Below are 3478 nucleotides of genomic sequence, written 5' to 3'. Positions count from 1 at the left end.
CCACCCAAAGAATGGGCGATGGCAAAATCCCAATTCGCCGTTCTCTTCGCGGACCGCTTCCACGCCGCGAGGGCGTAAAACGAAATGTTTAACCGCACGCCCGTACACGAAATTCCTGACACTCCCTCCGTCTGCTCCCTGAACTGTTACCGTCGCGACGAACTGCTTTTCACCTGTTTTCTTAAAGTCTGAAACCTGGAATAATTTCGCTATCCCAGAGCTGGAAGCAGCGAAGAACGCATTCAACTGTTCTGCTCCCCAATCGGGATTAGAGATAATTCGCCCCTGAACGTCGTGTACGTAATCAGCGAGATATCCAATCAGAACACTGTCCGTATCCACCGGAGCTTTGGCGGGTAGCCTCGCAATATTCTCGAATAATTCACCGTATCGCGCTTCAAGTTCCCCATCATGTGCGCCCAGTGAAAGCTCGGCAACCTCAGCACTTACTGCTGCAACCTTCGAGGCATCCGCTAGGTGATATCGATCCCCGACATACAACGGCAGGTGATGTTCCAGCGCACCTCCTGAGAGGACGAAGACATTCTTCGTGCGTAACAGCTCAATAACTTGGTTTAACCTGCCGTCTATGTCCGCCGCCAATGTGGCACCGATGATATTGCTAATCATATCGCGGCGCTCGCGGAGGTCGATTAAAAGTGCAACCCTCGCCTTCGCCAAATTCCTATCCACAAGCTTGCCATCTCCCGTTGCCAAGCCTTCGATGTAAGTTTTTAATCCAACAATTTCCGGTGAAGCGTCAGACGATTCCCTGATCTTCTGCACAGCCTCCGAAAGTCTTTGATCTAGCTGGCCGCAATATTGGCCGAACTTCGAGCCTAACCCGAGTTGGGCCAAGAAATCCGATACAGTGCCGTCCGCCTGGATGCATTGCCGAAGATTTCCAATAAATAAGCTGTCCAGATCGTAGAGGAAATAAGCTGACTTTTTCAGTGATCGGCAAAATTCCACGTATTTCGTGACCTCCTCGCATCCGCCAACATCAATCAAGCAGCTTCCCGCAGATGTTATGGAGAAGTTACGGCGCTCCTGGATCGCTTCAATCATCTGCGCATCAAGGATTCCTTCGACAAATATTGGATTGTCTGAAAAGAAAAGCTGTTTGTGATGTACATTAAGACGAGGGATGAGCGAAACCAGTCGCTTTGAGGCATCGGAAATCGATACGGGCACATCGTGGTTGGAAGAAAATGATATGACTGAAGCCAAGTCATCAGAATTCCGCACATCGATGATAAAAGGCGAGTGGGTGATCAGGAAAATGACTTTTCGATTTTTCCCCGCCTCAGGTTTACCTGCTACTTTACGCACTTCCTGCATGAAAAATGCTTGGTACTGTGGATGAAGATTAAGTTCTGGCTCATCAATTATTAGATATTTATGCTCATCATTATACAAATTCGTCAGTAAAACTAACAGTTCTCGTATGCCGTGGCATTCCTCGCGATCAAGTCTATACTTCTCGCCACTCACAGATGAAGTCGCCTTTGGAACGAGGTTCCCAGAATCCCACTCAATACTTATTTTTCGGCCAAATAAGTCGGTAAGCGTAGCCTCGACTTTTACTCTGATATCAGGACGCTCTTCCAAAATGATGAAACTGTCGATTCCGGAACCATAGGTCTCCCCAGCGTTCTTGAATTGCGGAAAGTACATCTTTTGGTATCCACCCGAAAGATTATCACCAAATAAACCAAATCCCTGAAATCCCATATCCGTTAATCTGTCGGTACCCAGCAGCCTTGCCTTCGGCAACACTGACTTCAACGCGGCTGCGAACCGAGATTTACCGCTACCGTTCGGACCAACTAGTCTTACTGAGTCACAAAATCCGGGGATTCGGGCTTGGTAATGATGTGCTAGCGTAAGCGATTCGTGGTCAGCAGGAGAAAGCTGAGATGGATGGCCTGAGTGCGGGAAGTGAAGCAGCCTTTGCGGATTATGTCCATAGGCTGGTCGATGTGATCGGCCACGCCGATCGGGCGGAGCCGCTCAACGATTACTGCCTCGGACTAATGCTGCCGGTGGAGCGCAAGAGTGTCGAGCCTCTGGCGGCGGTGACGGCGCCAGCGCGGGTATCGGCCAAGCATCAGTCGCTACTGCATTTCGTCGGACAAGCGCCGTGGTCGGACGAGGCGCTTCTGGCGCGGGTTCGCGACGAGGTGCTTCCGCGGATAGAGCGGCATGGGCCGATTGAGGCGTGGATCGTGGACGACACCGGATTTCCCAAGAAGGGCAAGCATTCGGTCGGGGTTACGCGGCAATATTGCGGCCAGCTCGGCAAGCAGGACAACTGCCAGGTCGCAGTCAGCCTCTCGATCGCCAACGTCGCGGCGAGTTTACCGATTGCCTATCGGCTGTATCTGCCCGAGATCTGGGCCGCCGATCCCGAGCGTCGGCACAAGGCGAAGATCCCGGATAGCGTCGCGTTCCAGACCAAGCCTGCAATTGCGCTCGACCAGATCCGCGCCGCCCAAGCGGCCGGAGTTGCACCCGGCGTGGTGTTGGCCGACGCCGGCTATGGAGCGGACGGCGCATTCCGCACCGGCCTGTCGGCGCTCGGCCTCGACTATGTCGTGGGCGTGCAACCGACACTCAGTGTCTGGCGACCCGGCGAAGAACCATTGCCGCCCAAGCCTTGGCGTGGAAAGGGGCGACCAACCTCGCTGATGCGCCGCAGTCCCGAGCACAGCCCGGTATCGGTGAAGGTGTTGGCTCAGGAACTGCCGCAGGATGCTTGGCAGACCATTGGCTGGCGGGAAGGCACGAACACTGACCTTGCCTCCCGCTTCGCCGCCGTGCGCGTGAGGCCTGCGTCCAGGGATTACAATTTGACTGAGCCCCGCGCCGAGGAATGGCTGCTGATCGAATGGCCCGAGGGCGACACCGAGCCGCTCAAATACTGGCTCTCCACCTCGATGCCGACGCTTCGGTCGGAAAGCTCGTCAGCACCGCCAAGCTGCGATGGCGCATCGAGCGCGACGATCAGGAACTCAAACAGGAACTCGGTCTCGGCCATTACGAAGGGCGAGGCTGGCGAGGTTTCCATCATCATGCGAGCCTCTGCATCGCCGCTTACGGATTCCTCATCTCCCAGAGACAGGCTATTCCCCCCTCAGCGCCGACCGAAACCAAAAACCGCCCGCAACCTGCCGTTCCCCAAGATTATCGACCCCGCGGATCCTCCGATCCGACCCGAGCGACACGCGCCAAATTCGATCGCCACCGTCAGAAGGCACTTGACCGTCGCACTCAGTCGCAGCCTTCAGCGATGTCCATGCTGCACCAGGACAATGCCCGCTAAATCCACAAACTTGTGACGCAGTAAGACTAGCAGGCTGTTGAAAAAGCCACTGGCATTGACTGCTTCGAAATGATTCACTGCGTCCGAGGGGCTTTGGGGATTATGGAATGCGTGGCGGCGATGTTCGGACGGGGGAACTCTTCAGCTATGTCG

The 3478-nt window shown here is 54.7% G+C and carries 2 pseudogenes; one reads left to right on the top strand and one right to left on the bottom strand.

The annotated features are described in order from the left end of the window. Positions 1-930: 930 nt before the first annotated feature. Positions 931-1677, bottom strand: a pseudogene (locus DMO26_RS35225) (ATP-dependent nuclease); the annotation flags it as partial. 242 nt (positions 1678-1919) lie between these two features. Here DMO26_RS35225 and DMO26_RS33185 point away from each other — a divergent pair. Beyond that, positions 1920-3325, top strand: a pseudogene (locus DMO26_RS33185) (IS701 family transposase). The last annotated feature ends 153 nt before the right edge of the window (positions 3326-3478 follow it).

This window comes from Rhizobium terrae, from assembly GCF_003425685.1.
Lineage (GTDB): Bacteria > Pseudomonadota > Alphaproteobacteria > Rhizobiales > Rhizobiaceae > Neorhizobium > Neorhizobium terrae.
Note: the sequence above shows the minus strand (reverse complement) of the source record. Positions and strands in the feature narration are given on the sequence as shown.